Genomic DNA, 18,874 nt, shown 5'->3' on the forward strand with positions numbered 1-18,874 from the left:
GCCACACCAGCGAACCGCTCAGCCCCACACCTTCGAGTTGCTCATCTCGGTGGTGAGGTAGTTTTCCCGCGCGATGCCGACGGCACCACCGATCTCGTTCAGGATCCGGTTGATGTCCTGGACCGCCGCATCCCACTTCGCCTGGTGCGCCTCGTAGGCAACCCGGTCCTCGCCGTCCCAGTGGAGCTTGGTCAGCATGGCCCGCAGCGTGTCGAGCTTTTCCTCAAGGGTCTTCGAGATGGCCTGCATCTGCTGGTTGCTGCTCTCGAGGACCGCATAGTCAACTTTGATCGTCACGACTTCCTCCTCTGCTGGCTGCGGATCACGGGTTGAGAGCAGAGTGGAACTTGTCCAGCATCTGCTGCTGCTCTTCGTCGTTGACCTGGTGCGTCGTACCCGACTTGTCGAGCAGATCGGCGATGTTGTCCATCGCCGTCAGCAGCTTGCTGGTGTCTTCGCTCCAACGCGTCATCAGCGACTGGAAGCCCGTGGACGCCTGGCCCTTCCACGCCATTGCCAGATCGTCGACCACGTTCCACAGCTTCTTCAGCTCGCCGTCAACCTCGCTGCGCGTGGACCGCACGTCACTCGCGGCGGTATGCAGAGTCGCTGCTTCGACCTCGAACGCCATGCTTCACACCCTTCCGTCATCTCGTGGTGGCGGCTCCGCCGCACCCCTCCCCCGCGGCAAGGCAGCAACACCCCACCGACGGACACTCCAGTGAAGACCGTAGCGGAAGCCGACCAGCCCTCGCAGCCCTGACCACCGACGCCCGATGGATGGTGGTGAATCGGGCCGAGGCGGCCCAGGACCTCCTACCGAAGACCGGTGCCGGTCACGACGGCTCGGCCCACGCGGTCTGGATCAGCTGCTGGCCGTCCCGCCGCCGGACCAGGGTGCCTCGACCCGGTGGCTGCGGGCTCGGCCGCAGCGACCCGAAGACCGCGCCCTCCTCCCGGTTGCCGGACATCAGCAGGCCCGGGGAGTCCAACTCACGCAACCGTTGCAGCACCGGCTCGTAGAGCGCCCGGGACACCCCGCCGACCCGCCGCGTGATGATCAGGTGCAGACCGATGTCGCGTGCCTGCGGCAGCAACTCCTGCAGGGCGCTGAGCGGATTACTGCCACCGGAGGCGACCAGGTCGTAGTCGTCGACCAGGATGTACAGGTCCGGGCCCTTCCACCAGCTGCGGTCACGCAGTTGGGCGGTGGTCACGTCCGGCCCGGGCAGCCGGTTGGACAACGCGCTGCGGATCGAGGCGAGCCCCTGCGCAAACGCCTGGTTGGACGGGGCGTAGTCCAGCAGGTGATCGCCCTCCACCGCACCCAGCAGACCACGCCGGTAGTCGGCGATCACCAGGCGGGCCTGCGCGGGTGTGTACCGCTCGGTGATGCCCCGGGCAATCAGTCGCAACAGGTTCGTCTTGCCGCACTCCGCGTCGCCGAAGACCGTCAGGTGCGGCTCGTTGACCAGATCCAGGTAGACCGGCGCGAGCGCCGACTCGTTGACACCGATCGGCAGACCGGGCACCGACCGGTCGATGATCCGGGCCAACTCGCCCACCGGCAGTCGGCGGGGCAGCAGCCGCACCTTCGGCGCCGGGCGGCCCGGCCAGTTCGCCGCCACGTGCCCGGCCAGGGACACCGACGCCTCGCTGAGGTCGTCGATGTCCCGACGGCCGTCGATCCGCGAGATCGCGGTGAGGAAGTGCAGCTTGTCCCGGGTCAGGCCGCGACCAGGCGACTTCTCCGGCACGTTCGTCGCCGCCCGGCGGTCGATCTCCGACTCGGACGCGTCGCCGAGCCGCAACTCCAGCTTGGTGCCGAGCAGATCCCGCATGTTGATCCGGATCTCCGCCCACCGCACGGCCGTGAGCACCACGTGTACGCCGAAACCGAGGCCACGGTTGGCCAGTGTGGTGATGGTCTGCTCCAGCTCCTCGTACTCCTGGCGCAGGGTGTTCCAGCCGTCCACCACCAGGAACACGTCGCCGAACGGATCGTCGACGAACTCCCCAGCGGCCCGGCGACGGCGGTAGCTGGCCACCGAGTCGATGCCGTGCTGGGCGAAGCGCGTCTCCCGGTCGTCCAGGACGGCCACCACCTCGGCCACCGTCCGGCGTACCGCCTCGACGTCGCGTCGACCGGCCACCCCCGCCATGTGCGGCAGCCGCTCCAGGCTGCGCAGCGCGCCCCCGCCGAAGTCCAGGCAGAAGAACTGCACCTCGCGCGGCGTGTGCGTGAGGGCCAGCGAGGCGAGCAGCGTACGCAGCATGGTGCTCTTGCCACTCAGCGAACGGCCGACGATGACCACGTTGCCGCCGGCGCCGGCCAACTCGACCATCATCGGGTCACGGCGCTGCTCGTACGGGCGGTCCACCACACCGACCGGCACGGTCAGCCGGCCCCGCCCGGGCCAGGACGCGGTGCACAACCCGTAGGTCGGGTCGACGGCCAGCGCACCGAGCAGCTCGCCCAGACCCGGCGGATCGGCCAGCGGGGGCAGCCACACCTGGTGGGCCGGGCGGCCTCGACCCTTGAGCTGGTCGATCAGCACGTCGAGCATCGCCACGGCCTTGCCGTCGGCCGGTTGCTCCGGCTCGGGAGCGGTGGCCACCGGCATCTGCGGAAGCTGGGCCGCAACGAAGTCGAGGCCGTACGGCACGATCCGACGCTGCACCAACGCCTGCGAGGCGGAGGCCTGCTGCCCCGGCGCCCGGTACGCGCCCGACACGTACGCGGCCCGGAACCGCAGCATCGTGCTGGTGTCGGTCTTCAGGTAGCCGTGACCGGGGGCGTTCGGCAGCTCGTACGCGTCCGGCACGCCGAGCACGATCCGGCTCTCCACGGCGGAGAAGGTACGCAGACCGATCCGGTACGACAGGTGGGTGTCCAGACCACGCAGCTTGCCCTCTTCGAGCCGCTGGCTGGCCAGCAGCAGGTGCACGCCGAGCGACCGGCCGAGCCGGCCGATCATCACGAACAGGTCGATGAAGTCGGGCTTGGCGGCGAGCAGCTCGCTGAACTCGTCGCAGATGATCAGCAGGCTGGGCATCGGGGCCAGCGGCTCGCCGGCCGCGCGGGCCTTCTCGTACTCGAAGCGCGAGACGTAGTTTCCGGCCGCCCGCAGCAACTCCTGCCGACGCACCATCTCGCCGGCGAGCGCGTCCCGCATCCGGTCGACCAGCGGCAGCTCGTCGGCCAGGTTGGTGATCACCGCGCTGGTGTGCGGCAGCGCCTCCAACGAGGCGAACGTCGCGCCGCCCTTGAAGTCCACCAGGACGAAGTTCAACTCCTCCGACGAGTGGGTCACCGCCAACGCGGCCACCACCGTACGGAGCAACTCGCTCTTGCCGGACCCGGTCGCGCCGATCACGAGACCGTGCGGGCCCATGCCCTCGTGCGCGGACTCCTTGAAGTCGAGCTCGACCACGTTGCCGTCCGGGCCGACGCCGAGCGGGATGCGCAGCCGGTCCCGGTGGCCGCGCGGACGCCAGGTGTTCTGGACGTCCACCGTAGCGGCGTCACCCACACCGAGCAGGTCCGGTAGCTCCATGCTGCGGGCCAGCGGCTCCTCGTTGCTGGTCTGCTGCTGGGACAGCCGGTAGGGAGCGATCTGCCGGGCCAGCCCCTCGGCGGCCTCGGCGCTGAGCTGGTCAGGTCGACCCAACGGCGAGGACGAGCTGCCACGGACGAGGTCGAGCGAGCTGCCGTCGGCCACGTCGAGGCAGAGCAGCCAGCGGCCGGCATCGCGCGGCACCGTCCCGGAGAGGTCGATCACGGTCGTGCCGAGCAACCCCGGCCCGACCAGCTGGCAGGTCGGCGAGACCTCGCCACCGTCGATGACCACGACCAGGTGCGCGGCGGTGGTCAGCGGCTTGGCCTCGGGTGCGAAGCGGGGTCGCGCCGCCAGCTCACCGGCCAGCGCGGCCTCGGCCTCGGCCAGGCTGGCGAAGACCAGCCGGCGCGCGCCGGCCGCGTCCGTACGGGCGCTGTGGTGGGCGTGCGGCAGCCACTTCACCCAGCCCCAGGACGACTGCCGGTCCGGCGCGGCGACAACCGCGACCACCAGGTCGTCCGGTGCGTGGAAGGTGGCCAGTTGGCCGAGCGCCGCCCGGGTCAGGTTGAGCACGGGCTCGCGGTCGCCGCGCAGCACCACCCGGCTGAACGCGCGCACCGACAGCGCGGTCGGCAACTCGGGCACGGTGGAGTGTGCGCGGACGAACCGGCGAAGCGCGATGGCGCTCATCGGCTCCAGGTCCTCGACCGGTTTCGTCTCCGGCGGGACGATCTCGACCGCCAGTCGCTGCGGGCCGAGGGCGATCCGGGTCTCGCCGAAGTCGTCCTCGGTGATCCGCCGCTCCCAGAGCCGACGGGACGCGGCGATCGACCAGAGCGCGTCGGGCTCCGGGTGCCGCCAGGCCATCGCGGCCCGCTGCTGCTCGGCGGCGCGCCGGGTGCGCTTACGCATCTGCGCCAGGTAGCGCATGTAGTCGCGGCGGTCGGCGTTCAACTCGGCCTTGTCCTTGCCACCGCTGTTGGCCAGCGAGCCGATCGCCATGCCGAGCATCGAGACGCCGAAGAGACCGCCGGCGACGTACGTCATCATGCCGCCGCCCTTGCCGGCGTAGAGGAAGGCCATCGCGCCGACCCCGCAGAACATCGGCAGGATCATGAGCAGTTGCCCCATGCCGCGGGGTGTCGGCTCGGGCAGCTCGGGGGGCGACTCCAGCAGCACCTCACCCCGAGGTAGGGCCGGCCCCGGCTGACGCGGGAGCCGGCGGAACACCACCGTGCTCACGGCTGTCTCCTCCCCAGAAGCGGCCCTGATGACGTGCCGTCGCGGACCGGAGCCCGCGGGTGGGCATCGTACGTGCCCGCCATCGTAGGTAATCTGCCGTGGGCGCGGTGGACCCGGACCGCAGCATCGCGGCCAGCCGATCGCAGACGCACACCCTGGAGGCCACTGTGGCGACGAAGACGGCGACCGGTGGTCTGAGCCGGATCACCATCGTGGCTCCACGTACCCGGATGGATCTGGCGCTGCCGTCGGACGTGCCGATTGCGGACCTGCTCCCCACCCTGTTGCGTTATGCCGGCGAGGACCTGGCCGACGAGGGCGCGCGGCACGGCGGCTGGGCTCTGTCCCGGTTGGGCGGTGCGCCGCTGGACGGCGGTCGGACCGCTGCGCAGCTCAGCATCCGCGACGGTGAGGTGCTCTACTTCAACCCTCGGTCCGCCGCCGCACCGGAGATCGTCTTCGACGATGTGGTGGACGCGGTCGCCACCGCGACCAACCAACGTCCCGGTGCCTGGCAGGCCGGTGCGACCCGGTCCTTCGCGGTGGTCTTCGCGGCGGCGGCGTTCGGCGCCGGCGCACTCGCCGCGCTCTTCGCCGGCCCACCGCACCTGCCTGGTGCGCTGGCCGCCCTGCTGGTCGCGGTGGCGTTGCTGGTCGGCGCGGCGGTGCTGTCCCGGGCTGCCGGCGACAGTCAGACCGGCGCGGTGCTGGCCATCGTCGGCTTGACGCACGCCGCCACCGGCGGCCTGCTGCTGCTCGCCGGAGACCGGCCGCTGACCGATCTGGCCAGCCCACACGTGCTGGTGGCGGCGACCGCCGCGGTGGTCGCCGGGGCCGTCGCCGTGTTGGCGGTCGGTGACCGGTACCCCCTCTTCTTCGCCGCGATCGGGGTGGGGGCCGCGATCGCCCTGGGCGCGCTGCTGTGCCTGCTCTTCGGCCTCGACGCGCCGGCCTCCGCCGCGGTGGTGGCCGCGGTGGCGTTCGGCGTGGTCCCGGCGCTGCCGATGACGGCCTACCGGCTGGCGCGGCTGCCGGTGCCGTCGATCCCGACCGGCCCGGAGGACCTGAAGACCGACACCGAGTCGGTGGACGGCCGGCAGGTGCTCCAGCGCAGTGAACGCGCCGACCAGTTCCTGACCGGTCTGTTGTGGACGGTCGCGCTCCTGGTACTCGGCGCGCAACTCGTGCTGGCCCTCGACGGTCGGCTGGCGGCGGTGCTGCTGTGCCTGGTGCTGGCGCTGCTGTCGCTGCTGCGGGCCCGACCGCTACTGGGCCGGGCCCAGCGCACCCCGGTGCTGCTCGCCGGCACCGTGGGGCTGGGCCTGGCCGCTGCGGCGACCTTCACCGACGGGTCGCTGCCGGTCAAGCTCGGTCTGGTCCTCGGCGGTCTGGTGCTGGCCGCCGTGATCAGCTTGATCTACGGCCTGACCGTTGCCGGCAAGCGCATCTCGCCGGTCTGGGGCCGGCTCCTCGACATCGCCGAGATCCTGCTGATCATCGCGCTGGTCCCGCTCGCCTTCTGGGTGTGCGGGCTCTACGGCTGGATCGTCAACCTCCGGCCCTGACCGTCCACCGCCCGGCCGGTCAGTGCGGTCGTGGGCGGGTGGAGGCCCCCAACGCCGCCGCGACCGGCGCGCTGGCGTAGACGCCCGGTCCGTGCTGACCGTCCACGGGTCGGGTGGACACGCCGGCCCGGTGCGCCACGTCACGGACCACCTTCAGCAACGCCTCGACGTGGCCGTCCATCGCGGCGATCCGGAGCAGCGGCGCCGCCACCCGGCCGTCCATCGACACCGTCGCGGCCACCGTGTGCGAGGGCGCCGAGGTCGCGGTGATCGCGTCGACGAGCGGGCCGAGCGGCACGTCCGAGCGACCCCGCAGTGCCATGCACCGGTGGGTCCACCCGCCGCCCCGCAGCCCTCGCCAGGTCTCCGTCGGCGCTTCCGGCCCGAGGTCCAGGCCGGCGGCCGAGACGATGGCGGCGCGCAACTCCTCCCGGCCGAGCGGCCGGTGGGCCAGGCCCGCGCTGGTCAGCGCCTTGCCGAGACGGCCGACCCCGGCAGCCACCGTCCGGTGTACGCCGGGCAGCCCGCCGCCCCGGCTCACCGCCTCGACCCGAGCGTCGCGGACGGTGAGCCGCAGCGCCACCCAGACGGTCCGGTGTGCGGCCGGCGGCGCGCCGGGCGCCGGGTACCAGACCAGGGTGTGTGCGACGACCTGAGCCCGGGACACCGGGGCGTTGAAGTCGGTGAGCACGCGCAGCACCTGGTCCACCGTGGACGCCTGCACCGACCCGACCGTCGCGCCGCTGGCGGACTGCAGCGCGACCGCGGCGAACCACCCCTGGGCGTCCTGCCCGATGCCGAGCCGGGTGCCCCGGTCGGTCAACTCGATGATGCTCAACTCGGGGGCGAGGGTGGCCAACCGTGGGTCCGCCGCCGTGCCACCGGCCACCGCGGCCGACGCGCGCTCACCACGACGCCGCAACCGTCGCCGCAGCAGCAGATCCTCGAACCACCAGCGGCCACCCCGTCGGGCGAAGGTGGCCAGCACGACCAGCACCGCCACGCCACCTGCCGCGGCGAGCACCCAGCCGGGCCCGGCCGACGCGGCCCAGACGCCGAGCACGCACAACTCCAGCACGACGAGCTGCCCGACCAGCACCGGGCCGACTCGTCCCCGATCGGGCCGGTCGGTCGGCGGCGTCGAGCGTGTCGTGGACGGGTCCGTGGCCGCTCGGGCGGGTCGTGCCTGAACCTGCGTCATCGCTGACTGTCCCTCCTGCACGTACGGCTCTGCGCCGGGTCGGTCCGGCGCCGGCCACGAACGGTGGTCCCGAGGAACCCCGGTCGGCCCCTTATCGTAGGGAAGCCCGCGACGGCACCCCGACCTGATCGTCGCGGATCCACCCCGCCGGAGGTAAGTCATGCGGACCCGCCGCGATCAGGTGCAGGCGTACCGCTTCGTCACCCGCCGGATCGTCTCCGCGTTGCTGTCGGGCGATCCGGAGACCACCAACCTGCCGATGCGGAGGCTCGGCATGGCTGTCTTCGGCAGTGTCATCACCGCGGCCGTCGTGCTCGGCGGGGTCGGTGCGTACGGTCAGCTCACCGGTAACACCGCGCCGTTGCAGGACCAGACCCTGGTCATCGAACGGGAGACCGGCGCGACATACGTGTTCCTGGAGGGGCAGCTCCATCCGACGCTCAACTACGCCTCGGCGCGTCTGATCCTCGACAAGCCCGACGCCACGGTGCGGACGATGTCCCAGGCCTCGCTGCGGGACCGGCCACGCGGGCTCACCCTCGGCATCGTCGGCGCACCGGACGCCCTGCCGGACCGCAAGTCGCTGACCGGGCTGCCCTGGTCGGTCTGCGACGTGCCCGATCCGGTCGACCCGCAGCGCTCCCGCACCCGGGTGGTGATCGACCGGGCGCTGCCCGGCGGTGTCCCGCTGGGCGACCGGGCGGCGCTCGTCGTGGTGGACGACCAGCGGTACCTGGTCACCAACAACGTCCGACTCCAGGTACTCGGCGGGGACCGCACGCTCACGGCGTTGAAGATGGCCGACGCGGCACCGCTACGGGTCGGGCAACAACTGCTCAACGCCGTTCCGGCCGGGCCACCGCTGCGCAAGCCGTCGCTGCCCGGCGAGGGTGAGTCCAGTACGCGCAGGGTGGCCGACCGACCGGCAACCGTCGGTCAGGTGTTCAGCGCCGCCGGGCAGTACTACGTGCTCACCCGGGAGGGTCTCGCCTCGATCAGTGAGATCACCGCCCTGTTGATGGTCGGCGGCGGCGGCCGGATCACGGACATCACGCCGAACCAGGCTGGTGAGTTGTTCGTCGAGCAGCGGGTCGAGGAGGAGGGGCTGCCGAAGACGATGCCCAGCTTCCACCCGACCAGCTCGGGTCAGACCGCGCTGTGTGCGACGTACCGGGCGAGCGGCTCGGACGGGCCGCCGACCACCACCCTGGAGGTCTTCGAGCGGGCCCCGGCCGAGCTGACCGCGACCAACCCGGGCCCGGTGCCGGTGCCACAGACCAGGCGGGACGCGGTACGGACCACCGAGGCGGTCCTGCTGCCCGGTGGCAAGGGCGTCATCGCGCAGGCCTCGCCCGGCGCCGGGACCAGCGGTTCCGGTGCCGCCGGGTCGACGATCTACCTGATCAGCCCGCAGGGCATCCGGTATCCGCTCGGTTCGGCGGAGACGCTGGGGGTGCTCGGCTACGGCGGGGTCACTCCGCTGGCGGTGCCCGGCACGCTGCTCGCGCTGATCCCGACCGGGCCCACCCTCAGCCGCGAGAGCGCGATGACGGTCTTCTCGCCGGACGGTCCGGCAGTGACCGGGGCGGATGGCTGAGCAGCGGTGACGGGTCGCCCGGCGTCGTAGCCGTGGACTAACCTGGATGTCGCTGACGGTTGTCAACCAGAACGACGGGGATGTTGCCATGACCGGGCGTACGGAAGTCGACCTGCTGTCCCTAGAGGACTTCCACCAACACCTGGCTTCGCGGTTGAGCCAGGTGGAGTCGGTGCTGCGCAAACTCAACACCGAGATGCAGTGCAGCCCGCCGGCGCTCGGCACGTTCTTCGACGCCACCCATCAGGCGCGCCGTTACAGCGAGGTCCACCAGTCCTATGTCGACCAGGCCGAGCGAGTCCGCCAGGCGGTGCTGGCGGCGCAACAGGCGACCAGCACGATCCTGGCCAACTACCGCACCGCCGAGGCGCGTAACGCGGCCAACGCCACCGACGTCACCGCGGCGCTGAACGGTGTCGATCGGGCGTTCGGGCCGAAGGAGGACGGGCGTGTCTGACTACACCCAGCGCTACCAGGGCAACACCCACCAGCAGCTCTATGACGGCGTGATGGCCGGCCAGCCGGAGCAGATCGAGGGTGTGGCCGCCCAGTGGGCCGAGCTGAAGGGCATCCTGGACGGTCTCAGCCGCGAGTTGAGCGGCGACCTGGAGAAGCTCGGCAACACCTGGACGGGTTCGGCGGGTCGGGAGTTCCACCGGCGGCTCAGCCTGATCGTCGCCCACTCCGACGCGTTGGGCGACGGGATGGCCGGCATCAAGCAGGGGCTGACCATGATGGCCGACCATCTACGGACCGCCCGCAAGCAGGCCGAGAGCCCGGAGGAGACCGACGACAACGACAAGGCGATCTCCGGTGCGGTCAAGGGTGCCGCCACCTTCGGTCTGCCGGGCGCGGTGGTCATGGGCATCGTCGGTCACCAGCAGGACAAGGCAGAGCAGGAGAAGGCCCACCAGCGGATGGTGAACCTGGTGGCCGAGTTGGCCGGCGGTTACCAGATCTCCGCCTATGACCGGGTCGTCGATCCACCCCTGCCCCATCCGGACACTCCGGACGGCGTCCGCAAGGACCCGACGTCCCCGCAGGCTGTTCCGACGGTCGCCAGCGCGAGCGCCGGGCCTACCAGCATCGACGTCAGCGCGCGTACCGGCGACGCCACCATCGGGAGGCCTGACCGCGCCGCCCGGGGGCCGGGCATCGGCGACGGCTCGGTCCCTGTCCAGCACGGTTCCGGCATCGGTGGCGCGCCGGCCGTCGGCAGCGGTCCGATCGGAGTCGGCAGCGACTCCGATCCCCGGAGCACCTCGCTCGCCGGGGCTGACCCGCTGGTCGGCGGCGCGCTTGTCACTGGTGGTGCCGCCGGGCTGGTTGGGCTCCCCGGTCCGAGCACGGCGACCCTGGCCGCTGGCTCCGGCCCGGGCCTGCTCTTCGGTGGGCAGGGCGGTGCGCCGGCCGGCGGGGTCCTCCGCACCGCCACGCTCGCCAGTTCGGGCAGCACGCCCACCACGGCGGCTCGTCCGACCGGTGGGGCCGCCCCGGCGGACAGTCGCTCCGCCAGCGGGATCGGGCGCAGCATGGACGGCCAGCGTGGCGGCCGGGCAGCCACGGCCGGCGGCAATTCCGGCGTCCTCGGCGGGCGGGGTCGATCTCGGGAGGACGACTCCGACGAGCGGCTGACCTGGTTGACCGAGGACGAGATGGTGTGGCGCGACGGTGGCGACGCCGCGCCGCCGGTGCTCGGCACCGGCCACTGACCACACGCCGCCGCAGGTGCGCCTCCGCCAACGGCGGAGTCAGTTGAACGATGCTCGTGCCCCCGACCGGGCCCTTCCGGCCGGGGGCACGGCCATTCCCGGCCGCCGATCCAGGCCGTCCACTGTGCCCGGGGTGGTGGTGGTCACGGCGGATCAGGCCGTCACCGTGCTGCGGCACACCGGAGTGGGCGATAGGTTGGTCTGGTGTCGTCCGCAGCCTGTGTCCGCCCAGCCCGCGGGGCTGTGCTGCGGTCGCTGCGCGAACTGACCCGACTGGCGGTCACCGCGCTGGTGCTCGCGGTCGGCCTCGGTGGCGCTCTCGCCGCGACGCCACCGCCCACCCCGACGCAGCTGCGGCCGAGCGCCGTGAGCAGCCGGGTGGCAACGGTTCGCCCCGATGCGGACCCGGCCACGGAGCGTGCCGGCCAGCCCGCCGCCCCGCCGGCCGACGCGGTCGACATCGCCGCCGCACCCGTTCTCGTCCCGGCAGGCCCGCGCTACGCGCCGGCCATCGATCCCGGCCGTGGCACTCCGGCGCGGCGCGGTCCGCCCGCCCGCTGATCCAGTTCCGGCGATTCCCGGGGCCCGGTCCCGGGTCGTCCGTCACGGCGGCTGAGTCTCCGCCGACGGGACGACCCCACCACCTGGCCGACCGGCCCTGTCGGGCTCCTCCTGCCACCCGTCGATACCCGCCTTCGACCGCGAGGTGCTGATCATGCAGACCATCCTCTCCGCCGCCCTGCCCGACCTCTCCCGAGCCGCCGTCATCTGGCTGAGCCTGCTCGGGGTGGTCGGCGTCGCCTTCTCCGCGCTCCTGCTACGGCCCGGCCGACTCCGCATCGACCCGGGTGCCCGGATCCGCCGCGCCGCCATGCCGAGTCAACTCGAACAGGTGCAGGAGGAACGCGAGCAGAGCCGCTACGCGCAGGAGATCGCGGTGGCCGCGGAGCGGGCGACCAGCTCCGCCCAGCGCCGCCGGGCGGAGTGGGTGACCGCGCAGGAGGCCGTCGAGGCGGCCTGGCAGACGTACGAGGCAGCCGAGGCGGCCGTACGACGGCTCGCCGCCGCCGCTGCCATGCCGCTGCCGCAGACCGCCCGGACTCCAGCCGAGTACGTGGACCGCGAGCGCTACCTGCACCGCGCCGCGCTGAATGCGTACTGGCGGCGGGAGTTGTCGGTGGAACAGCTCAGCGAGGTGTTCGCGCACCGCGACGGCTGGGATCCACGGCTGCACCCGGTCGAGCAGGAGTTGGTGCTGCAACGGGCGATCCGCGACAACCTGGCGGCCAAGCACGCCGCCGCCCGCGAGCAGGAGCAGATTGCCTGGCGGGCGGCCGAGTTGGCCATGGCGGCGGCCCGCAGCCTCCGCGAGGAGGCGCACGCCGCCACCGGGCGACGGGTCGCGGATTCGTCGTCGGTGTTGCCGCTCAGCGAGGTTGCCCGGTCGGCGGCCGAGCAGACCCGGGAGAACGTCGAGCAGACCCGGGAGAACAAGGTGGCGGCGCGCGGTCGTGCGACGGTGCCCGCGTTCTGAGCCACCTGCCGTCCGGTGGGTTAGCGTGACGGCATGTCCCGACAGGCGTGGGTCCTCGTGGTGATCGTCGGCGTCCTGGCGATCGCCACACTGGTCGGTGCCGTGGTGCTGGCGGTGCGGGTGGTGCGTACGCGACGGATGTTGACCGGGCTCGGCACCGGCGGCAAGGTCGCCTTCTACGGGGCGCTGATCTACACGATCTTCCCGGTCGACGTGCTCCCGGACCCGATCTACCTGGACGACATGGGTGTCCTGGCCGCGGCACTGATCTACCTCACCCGGCTGGTGCATCGACGTCGGGCGGCCGGTCGACACCTGCCCGGTCAGCCGGATGCCCTGCCGGATCGGGACCGCGCACGTCGCGTGCCATGATCGGGTTCGGTGCGGTGGACAGGGGGCGGGCATGGCGGGCGGTCATCGGCTGGACGTGCACGACGAGCGGGTTGTCGCGTTCTGCGCGGAACGTCACCTCGCCACGCTCACCACTCTGCGGGCCGACGGCACCCCGCACGTCGTACCGGTAGGCGTGACGCTCGACCCGGCGGCCGGGCTGGCCCGGGTCATCACCTCCGGCGCGTCCAGCAAGGCCCGCCAGGTGGCGGCTGCGGGGCCGACGGGCGCGGCGGTGGCCGTCTGCCACGTGGATGGCCGCCGTTGGCTGACCATCGAGGGGCGCGCGGTGCTGCGGTCGGACCGAGCCTCCGTGGCAGAGGCGGAGCGCCGCTATGCCGAGCGGTATCGGACCCCCCGTCCGAATCCGGAGCGGGTGGTCATCGAGATCACCGTGACCGGATTGCTGGGGAGCCTCTGAACCACCGAGGGCCGGTGGAATCCCCCCCAGCCTCCAGCCGTTACACCTCATCGCGACGTCCGCACCACGCCGTCGGCGGAATGCCCGCCGGAGCAGGGCGGTTACGTCCCCGGTGCGCCAACGGCCGAACGGCCCGCTGGTGGCCACCCCTGTGTTGAGCCGAGCGCCATTCCCGGTGCTGCGTCCTCCGCTGCGCGGAGACGTCAACCCCCCGAACGGAGACTCGACCATGAATCCGATCGTCCACAAGAGCGGTTTGTCCGTTGCCGGCCTGCTGGTCGCCGGCGGCTGCGTCCTCGGCCCGGCGGTAGCCGCCCAGGCCGCCCCGGCCACTCCGGCACAGACGTCGTCGACGTCGACGAGCCAGACCCAGCGTTCCGCCGAGCGGGTCCTCGGGATCGACTACCAGGCCCAGCCCAACTTCTACTACTGCGGCCCGGCCGCGACCCGGATCGCGTTGTCCGCCCAGGGCAAGGCGCTCTCCCAGGACGAGGTGGCCAAGCTGCTCGGCACCACCGAGGCGGGCACCCCCTCGGCCCTGGACACCACCCGGGTGCTGAACGAGCTGACCGGCGGCAAGTACCGGACCACCGAGATCCGTGACTCCGTCGCCCGCCCCGACCAGGTCGAGCAGTTGCGCCGGGACGTACTGGCGGCGGTGGACGCCGGCCGCCCGGTGGTGGCCAACATCAAGGGCACGACCGTCGACACCGACGGCAACCCGCACTCGTACGAGGGCGGCCACTACCTGACTCTCGTCGGCTACCGGGACGGTGGCGACAGTATCCGGGTCGCCGACCCGGCCGACCCGGCGCTGGGCGAGTACTGGGTGAGCCTGCCGAAGGTGGCCAACTGGATCGCCGAGCGCGGCTACTCCTCCTGACCTGGACGAGTGTCACCGGACCGGTCTCTCCCTCGGGGGGAGGCCGGCCCGGCTCTCGTTGCGTGCGCGGGAGGCAAGGTGCGCGCGGCGGCGAGCTCGGGTGGCCCGGGCGGGCCGGATCCGGCGCATCGTTCGCCGGGCCGGAGGATGGACCTCCTTCTCACCGGCGCCTGCGGCCCGACGCACGATCCGGTTGGCGTCGTCGGGCTCACACCCGCAGGCCCGGAGCAGGTCGCTGGCTGCGGTACGCAGTCCGGTGACGAGCGACTCGCCGAACGACCTGACCCCGCCGGCGGCGGCACGACCCGCCAACTCGGCGCACTCCTCGATCAGCCGGCGGGTGGCCTGGGGGTCGTCGCCGACCCTGCACTCCGTACGCATCTCCGCGACCGCCCGACCGAGCCGGCCGATCGCATCCGGCAGCTCCGACGGGATCGGCTCGCCGTACTGCAGTGCGGTCGTCGACCAGCGGGCCAGGGCTCGACTGTCGAGCAGCAGACGCTCCAGGTGGTCCGCGCTGCGGGCGTACCTGTGGAACTGCTCGCGGCGGTGCCAGCGGGCCGGAGCGATGGTCACCACCTCCTCCGCGCCGCTGAGCGCGTCGTGCAGCCGGCCCAGGTCGCTCTCGGTGTCCCGGAGCCGCTCCAGGACGCGCATCGTCCGGTCCCCGTCGCGCGCCCGTAGGGCCTCCGCCAGCTCGGCGAGTTGCTCGCAGAGGACTTCGAAGATCGGTGCCGCGGCTCGGTCGAGCACCCGCATCGGGTTGATCGGCAGCAGCAGCGCGACCACCACCAGACCGACGACTCCACCGACGAGCGCGTCGAAGATCCGGGGCACCTCCAGACCACGGTCCATCGGGGCAAGCGTGGCGATCAGCACGGCGGTACCGCCGGCCTGACCGACCAGCGCGCCACCCTTGCCGGCCACCAGCAGTGCCGCGGCGATGGCCAGCGCGACGACCACGCCGGTCTGCCACGGACCCGAGCCGAGCAGGTAACGCAGGGTGTCCCCGATGACGATGCCCAGCGACACGCCGCCCAGCAGCTCGAAGGTGCGTCGGGCCCGCTGCCCGATGGCGGTGGCGATCGTTCCGACGGCGGCGGCCGGGGCGAAGACGTGCGATCCGGGGCCGAGCAGGTTCTTGGCGAGCAGGGCGGCGATCGCCGCGGCCAGCCCGGCCTGAATGGAGATCACCAGGGTGACCTCCCATTGCCGGGCACGGATCCGCCCCGCCTCACCGCTCCGGTGCCGCACCCGTTCGACTGCCTGGCCGCTCCGCTCGGCAGCCTCGTCGAGGCGCGACCGATCGCGGTCGGCGGGTGAGCGGTCGTCGGCCATGGCGGCGGTTACCCCGGCGGGGGCGGGGCAATCGTGCCGGTCCGGGCACCAGCTCTCCCCGGGGCACCAGCGGCATCCTCGAACCCATCGTCGTCCGTAGGTTTGTGCAGCCCCGTGGGGGTACCAGGGCCTCACACCTCCCACCGATCCGCAACCGGTAAGGGGCCGTGAGATGACCAACCCGCAGACCACCGACGACCATGATGTCGTCGACCTCCTGGTCACCGACCACCGTGAGGTCGAGGCACTGTTCGTCGAGTTGGAGACCCGACCGGGCGCCCTCGAACACCGACGCCACCTCGTTGACGTGGTGATCGCCGAGCTCGTCCGCCATTCGGTCGCCGAGGAGACGTACGTCTATCCGATCGCGCGTAAGGCACTGCCCGACGGCGACGAGATCGCCGACCGCGAGATCGCGGAGCACGCCGAGGCCGAGCAGACCATGAAGGAGTTGGAGGCTGTCGACCCGGCCGATCCCCGCTTCGACGGCTTGCTCGCCCACCTGACGAGAACGGTCCGGGACCACGTGCGGGACGAGGAGAACGAACTGTTTCCCCGGCTGCGCGCGGCGACGGCCCGGGAGGAACTGGTCGACGTCGCCGCCAAGGTGACGGCGGTCAAGGGGATCGGGCCGACTCGGCCACACCCGGGCATACCCGACCACCCGCCGGCGAACAAGCTGCTCGCTCCCGGCATCGGGCTGGTCGACCGGCTGCGCGACGCCTTGAGTGGGCGGCCCACCTCGACGGACGAGCTGCGCGATCGGCAGCAGCGCTGAGGCGTCGCCGATTCCCGACCAGATCGCCCCAGGCCGCCGACGGCGCGGCGGCCCAGGACCTTCCGGTGGGTCAACGCGCCTGGCCGCCCCCGCCGGTACGCGCCTGCACCTGGTCGACGCCCTTGTCGATCTTGTCGGTGTACTTGCCGCCAGTGCGCTTGTCGGCCATGTCGCCGGCCTTCTCCATGCCCTGGTCGACCTGCTCGTCATGCTTGTTCGCGAAGTCCTTGGCCCTGTCCACGAAGTCACCCACGGCACTCCCCCTCCAGTCCGGCTCTGCGAACCCTTCAGTCCGGCCGTGCGAATTGCGTTCCCTCGCGCCGGCAGCGCAAACACCGTCGTCCTGGACGAGGTCCGCGAACACCCACACCGGGGGTCGGGAACCGGCGTACGATCCGCGCGGGCAGCCGCGAACGGGGAGTCGAAGCGAAACGGGTGTCGGCGCACGACCGGCTGGGTACCGACCTCGCCGAGATCGAGGAGGACCGACATGGCGGCAGAGGAACCCGGAACAACTACCGGCGCCCCCGGCCCGCGGCAGAGTTGGGCGGCGCTGCCCTGGCTGGTCCGGACCGCGGTGTTGTGGAGCGCGTGCCTGGTGGTGATCGTCGCCGGGCTCTACCTGCTGGGCAAGATCGCCGTCCTGCTGGCACCGCTGGCCATCGCGCTGGCCGCCACCGTATTCCTCACCGCGCTGCTCGACCCGGTGCAGCTCCTGCTGCGTCGGCTGCGTCTGCCGGCGGCGCTGGCCGCGCTGTGCACCGTGCTGTTGCTGCTCGGCATCCTGGTCGGTGTCGGTGCACTGGTGTGGAACCTGACCGCGAGCCAGTTCGACCAGCTCAGCCAGGAGTTGACGCAGGGGGTCGAGCGCAGTCGGGACTTCGTGACGTCCACGCTGCCGGTCAGCGAAGCACAGCTGGACCAGCTGGTCGACCAGGCCCGGGAAGGGTTGAGCGGGAGCTCACCGGACCCGGTGGCGGGCGCCCGGACGGCCACCGAGGTGTTCGGTTCCGCGCTGCTCGCCCTGGTGCTGCTCTTCTTCCTGCTCAAGGACGGCCGGTCGATGTGGCACTGGGTGCTGTCGCGGGTGTCCGGCGCGAACCAGCCGGTGCTGGCCGAGGCCGGCCGGGCCGGTTGGCAGACGTTGGGCGCGTACAGCCGGGGCACCATGGTGATCGCCGCGATCGACGCGATCGGCATCGGCCTGGCTCTGGTGGTGCTGCGGGTGCCGCTCGCCCTGCCGCTGGCGCTGATCACCTTCCTCGGCGGGTTCGTGCCGATCATCGGGGCGACGGTGGCCGGCGCGGTGGCGGTGCTCGTGGCACTGGCCGCGAACGGCCCCACCACCGCACTGCTCACGCTCGCTGCGGTGATCGCGGTGCAGCAGATCGAGGGCAACCTGCTGGAGCCATTGATCATGAAGAGGCAGGTACGACTGCACCCGGCGGTGATCCTGGTGGCGGTCACCGCCGGCACGCTGATCGCGGGGATCGCGGGTGCCTTCGTCAGCGTCCCGATCACCGCCGTCCTCTGGCGCGTCATCGACACCGTCCAGCAGCGACGGTCGGCCTCGGCCCTCGTGCCGGCGGAGTGATCATCGGTTGAGGTGGGTGGTGAACCAGCCGCCTGCCTGGTCGGCGACCTGCTCAAGAGTCCCGGGTTCCTCGAAGAGGTGGGTGGCGCCCGGGATCACCCGAAGCTCGCCGACCTCCCCCAACTCGGCCAACGCCCGCTCGTTGAGCGTGATCACCTCCTCGTCCAGGCCACCGACCAGCAGCAACGTCGGGGTGCGCACCTGGGCCAGCGCGCTCCCGGCCAGGTCCGGTCGACCGCCCCGACTGACCACCGCACCCACCCGGTCCGCGCGGGACGATGCCGCGACAAGTGCGGCGGCCGCGCCCGTGCTGGCCCCGAACAGACCGATCGACACGTCACCGGCGGGCCGTTCCACCGCCAACCAGTCGACGATCCCGGCCAGCCGACTGGCCAGCAGCCCGATGTCGAACCGGAGTTCGGCGGTGCGCGCGTCCACCTCGTCCTCGGCCGGGGTGAGCAGGTCCACCAGCACCGTGCCGAGCCCTCGACCATTCAGCGCACGGGCCACCGCCACGTTGCGGGGGCTGTGCCGGGAGCTGCCGCTGCCGTGCGCGAAGAGGACGACACCTACCGGCTGGGCCGGCAACGTCAGGTCAGCGGGCAGGTGAGCGTCCCCGACCGCAATGGTTACCGCGCTGCCCTGCTCGTCCATGCCCCACCTCCGCGTGATCGCCTACGGCCCGGGTACCCCGCCGGTCGCCCCGCACGCACGCCGCCGGCCGCGGCGTTTGCCCGATGGGGCGTCGGGTACGCGACGAGCGACCGCAGACCGTGTCGGCGCAACCGCGCCCCGACGGATCGCGAGGATCGTCATGGCCAAGCAGCAGATCTCCGAGCAGCAGCAGAAGACCGAACGGGCCCGGCGTGAACAGGACGTCGAGCGCAACCAGGACTTCGGGGACCAGGCCGCTTCGGCGCGGCTGCCCGACGATCCCAAGGCGGCGGCGCCCCGGGACGCGATCGGGCGCCCGTCAACCGGCGAGCCGGTCTGACGCCGGTCGACGGGTGACCCGGTCTGACACCGGTGCGAGGCGGTCGGGGCGTTTCGCCCCGACCG

19 protein-coding genes are annotated in these 18,874 nt (G+C 72.2%); 12 read left to right on the forward strand and 7 right to left on the reverse strand.

The window, feature by feature from the left end; all coding sequences use genetic code 11:
• Positions 1 to 18 precede the first annotated feature (18 nt).
• The 3 genes from ABGB10_RS21025 to eccCa all read right to left on the reverse strand — a co-directional run bounded on the left by ABGB10_RS21025 (position 19) and on the right by eccCa (position 4,802).
• Positions 19 to 297: a WXG100 family type VII secretion target gene (locus tag ABGB10_RS21025; protein ID WP_278137156.1), complete on the reverse strand. Its 279-nt coding sequence runs from the start codon at positions 295 to 297 to the stop codon at positions 19 to 21.
• Between the two features lie 25 nt (positions 298 to 322).
• On the reverse strand, positions 323 to 631 hold the full coding sequence (locus ABGB10_RS21030; RefSeq protein WP_088951260.1) for a WXG100 family type VII secretion target: 309 nt from the start codon (positions 629 to 631) through the stop codon (positions 323 to 325).
• A gap of 205 nt (positions 632 to 836) precedes the next feature.
• Positions 837 to 4,802 (reverse strand): type VII secretion protein EccCa, encoded by a 3,966-nt coding sequence (gene eccCa, locus ABGB10_RS21035; RefSeq protein WP_347662582.1) that lies wholly within the window; start codon positions 4,800 to 4,802, stop codon positions 837 to 839.
• 98 nt (positions 4,803 to 4,900) lie between these two features.
• On the opposite strand from eccCa, the gene eccD reads away from it, so the two are divergent.
• The gene (eccD, locus tag ABGB10_RS21040; protein WP_347662583.1) at positions 4,901 to 6,367 is read left to right on the forward strand and encodes a type VII secretion integral membrane protein EccD; all 1,467 of its coding nucleotides are present in this window, start codon (positions 4,901 to 4,903) and stop codon (positions 6,365 to 6,367) included.
• Between the two features lie 19 nt (positions 6,368 to 6,386).
• Here eccD and ABGB10_RS21045 read toward each other — a convergent pair whose 3' ends face one another.
• Complete coding sequence (locus ABGB10_RS21045; protein ID WP_347662584.1) at positions 6,387 to 7,568, reverse strand: type VII secretion protein EccE; 1,182 nt, start codon at positions 7,566 to 7,568, stop codon at positions 6,387 to 6,389.
• Positions 7,569 to 7,728: 160 nt separating this feature from the next.
• Between ABGB10_RS21045 and eccB the strand changes: the two genes are divergently transcribed.
• The 8 genes from eccB to ABGB10_RS21085 all read left to right on the forward strand — a co-directional run bounded on the left by eccB (position 7,729) and on the right by ABGB10_RS21085 (position 14,105).
• Positions 7,729 to 9,165, forward strand: coding sequence for a type VII secretion protein EccB (gene eccB / locus ABGB10_RS21050; RefSeq protein WP_347662585.1), 1,437 nt, complete (start codon positions 7,729 to 7,731; stop codon positions 9,163 to 9,165).
• 46 nt (positions 9,166 to 9,211) lie between these two features.
• On the forward strand, positions 9,212 to 9,622 hold the full coding sequence (locus tag ABGB10_RS21055) for a hypothetical protein (RefSeq protein ID WP_347662586.1): 411 nt from the start codon (positions 9,212 to 9,214) through the stop codon (positions 9,620 to 9,622).
• Positions 9,615 to 10,877 (forward strand): WXG100 family type VII secretion target, encoded by a 1,263-nt coding sequence (locus ABGB10_RS21060; RefSeq protein ID WP_347662587.1) that lies wholly within the window; start codon positions 9,615 to 9,617, stop codon positions 10,875 to 10,877. Before ABGB10_RS21055 ends, ABGB10_RS21060 begins: the two co-directional genes overlap by 8 nt.
• A 204-nt stretch (positions 10,878 to 11,081) precedes the next feature.
• Positions 11,082 to 11,438 (forward strand): hypothetical protein, encoded by a 357-nt coding sequence (locus tag ABGB10_RS21065; RefSeq protein ID WP_347662588.1) that lies wholly within the window; start codon positions 11,082 to 11,084, stop codon positions 11,436 to 11,438.
• Between the two features lie 154 nt (positions 11,439 to 11,592).
• The gene (locus ABGB10_RS21070; RefSeq protein WP_347662589.1) at positions 11,593 to 12,411 is read left to right on the forward strand and encodes a hypothetical protein; all 819 of its coding nucleotides are present in this window, start codon (positions 11,593 to 11,595) and stop codon (positions 12,409 to 12,411) included.
• 33 nt (positions 12,412 to 12,444) lie between these two features.
• Positions 12,445 to 12,783, forward strand: coding sequence for a YkvA family protein (locus ABGB10_RS21075; RefSeq protein ID WP_347662590.1), 339 nt, complete (start codon positions 12,445 to 12,447; stop codon positions 12,781 to 12,783).
• A 31-nt stretch (positions 12,784 to 12,814) separates the two neighbouring features.
• Positions 12,815 to 13,222 (forward strand): TIGR03618 family F420-dependent PPOX class oxidoreductase, encoded by a 408-nt coding sequence (locus tag ABGB10_RS21080; protein ID WP_347662591.1) that lies wholly within the window; start codon positions 12,815 to 12,817, stop codon positions 13,220 to 13,222.
• A gap of 229 nt (positions 13,223 to 13,451) precedes the next feature.
• Positions 13,452 to 14,105, forward strand: coding sequence for a C39 family peptidase (locus tag ABGB10_RS21085; RefSeq protein ID WP_347662592.1), 654 nt, complete (start codon positions 13,452 to 13,454; stop codon positions 14,103 to 14,105).
• Between the two features lie 12 nt (positions 14,106 to 14,117).
• Here ABGB10_RS21085 and ABGB10_RS21090 read toward each other — a convergent pair whose 3' ends face one another.
• Positions 14,118 to 15,299, reverse strand: a complete 1,182-nt coding sequence (locus tag ABGB10_RS21090; RefSeq protein ID WP_347662593.1) for an FUSC family protein — start codon at positions 15,297 to 15,299, stop codon at positions 14,118 to 14,120.
• Between the two features lie 316 nt (positions 15,300 to 15,615).
• Here ABGB10_RS21090 and ABGB10_RS21095 point away from each other — a divergent pair, with 316 nt between their 5' ends.
• Entirely contained in the window at positions 15,616 to 16,221 is a 606-nt protein-coding gene (locus tag ABGB10_RS21095; RefSeq protein ID WP_347662594.1) for a hemerythrin domain-containing protein, read from the forward strand.
• Positions 16,222 to 16,291: 70 nt separating this feature from the next.
• Here ABGB10_RS21095 and ABGB10_RS21100 read toward each other — a convergent pair whose 3' ends face one another.
• A complete protein-coding gene (locus ABGB10_RS21100) occupies positions 16,292 to 16,474 on the reverse strand; it encodes an antitoxin (protein ID WP_347662595.1) in 183 nt (60 codons plus the stop codon).
• 237 nt (positions 16,475 to 16,711) lie between these two features.
• Between ABGB10_RS21100 and ABGB10_RS21105 the strand changes: the two genes are divergently transcribed.
• Entirely contained in the window at positions 16,712 to 17,815 is a 1,104-nt protein-coding gene (locus ABGB10_RS21105; RefSeq protein WP_347662596.1) for an AI-2E family transporter, read from the forward strand.
• On the opposite strand, the gene ABGB10_RS21110 is transcribed toward ABGB10_RS21105, so the two are convergent.
• Positions 17,816 to 18,469 carry a dienelactone hydrolase family protein gene (locus tag ABGB10_RS21110; protein ID WP_347662597.1) on the reverse strand — a complete coding sequence of 218 codons (654 nt, stop codon included), beginning with the start codon at positions 18,467 to 18,469 and terminating at the stop codon, positions 17,816 to 17,818.
• 160 nt (positions 18,470 to 18,629) lie between these two features.
• Here ABGB10_RS21110 and ABGB10_RS21115 point away from each other — a divergent pair, with 160 nt between their 5' ends.
• Positions 18,630 to 18,809: a hypothetical protein gene (locus ABGB10_RS21115; protein ID WP_347662598.1), complete on the forward strand. Its 180-nt coding sequence runs from the start codon at positions 18,630 to 18,632 to the stop codon at positions 18,807 to 18,809.
• The last annotated feature ends 65 nt before the right edge of the window (positions 18,810 to 18,874 follow it).

The organism is Micromonospora sp. B9E7, from assembly GCF_039871815.1.
Classification (GTDB): Bacteria; Actinomycetota; Actinomycetes; order Mycobacteriales; family Micromonosporaceae; genus Micromonospora.